The sequence below is a fragment of the Providencia sp. PROV156 genome (genome assembly GCF_028480905.1).
Taxonomy (GTDB): domain Bacteria; phylum Pseudomonadota; class Gammaproteobacteria; order Enterobacterales; family Enterobacteriaceae; genus Providencia; species Providencia hangzhouensis.
In genome coordinates this window covers 1-1,182 of the sequence record NZ_JAMPPE010000060.1, presented here as the reverse complement: position 1 = coordinate 1,182, position 1,182 = coordinate 1, and the positions used below count along the sequence as shown (strand labels likewise).

Here is a 1,182-nt window from a genome sequence, read left to right as displayed (position 1 = left end):
TGTCTAAAGAAAAATTTGAACGTTCAAAACCGCACGTTAACGTTGGTACTATCGGCCACGTTGACCACGGTAAAACTACTCTGACAGCAGCTATCACTACTGTTCTGGCTAAAACTTACGGCGGTTCTGCTCGCGCATTCGACCAAATCGATAACGCACCAGAAGAAAAAGCGCGTGGTATCACCATCTCTACTTCACACGTAGAATACGATACTCCAACTCGCCACTACGCACACGTAGACTGCCCAGGACACGCCGACTATGTTAAAAACATGATCACTGGTGCTGCTCAGATGGACGGTGCAATTCTGGTTGTTGCTGCGACAGATGGCCCAATGCCACAAACTCGTGAGCACATCCTGTTAGGTCGTCAGGTTGGTGTTCCTTACATCATCGTTTTCCTGAACAAATGTGACATGGTAGACGACGAAGAGCTGTTAGAATTAGTCGAAATGGAAGTTCGTGAACTTCTGTCTCAATACGATTTCCCAGGCGACGACACACCAGTTGTTCGTGGTTCAGCTCTGAAAGCGCTGGAAGGCAACCCAGAGTGGGAAGCGAAAATTGTTGAATTAGCAGGCCACCTGGATACTTACATTCCAGAACCAGAGCGTGCAATTGACAAGCCATTCCTGCTGCCAATCGAAGACGTATTCTCAATCTCAGGTCGTGGTACAGTAGTAACAGGCCGTGTTGAGCGTGGTATCATCAAAGTTGGTGAAGAAGTTGAAATCGTTGGTATTCAAGACACGGTTAAAACAACTTGTACTGGCGTTGAAATGTTCCGTAAACTGTTAGACGAAGGTCGTGCAGGTGAGAACGTTGGTGTTCTGCTGCGTGGTACTAAGCGTGAAGAAATTCAACGTGGTCAAGTACTGGCGAAACCAGGTTCAATCAAGCCACACACTAAATTTGAATCAGAAGTTTATATTCTGAGCAAAGATGAAGGTGGTCGTCATACTCCATTCTTCAAAGGTTACCGTCCACAGTTCTACTTCCGTACAACTGACGTAACAGGTACTATCGAACTGCCAGAAGGCGTAGAGATGGTAATGCCAGGTGATAACATCAACATGATCGTTACCCTGATCCACCCAATCGCGATGGACGACGGTTTACGTTTCGCAATCCGTGAAGGTGGCCGTACTGTAGGTGCGGGTGTTGTTGCAAAAATTATTGCAT

Annotated in this window: 1 protein-coding gene; it reads left to right on the top strand. The window is 46.7% G+C overall.

The window, feature by feature from the left end; translation table 11 throughout:
- On the top strand, positions 1 to 1,182 hold a 1,182-nt coding region (gene tuf / locus PSF31_RS21035), incomplete at both ends, for an elongation factor Tu (RefSeq protein ID WP_094963257.1).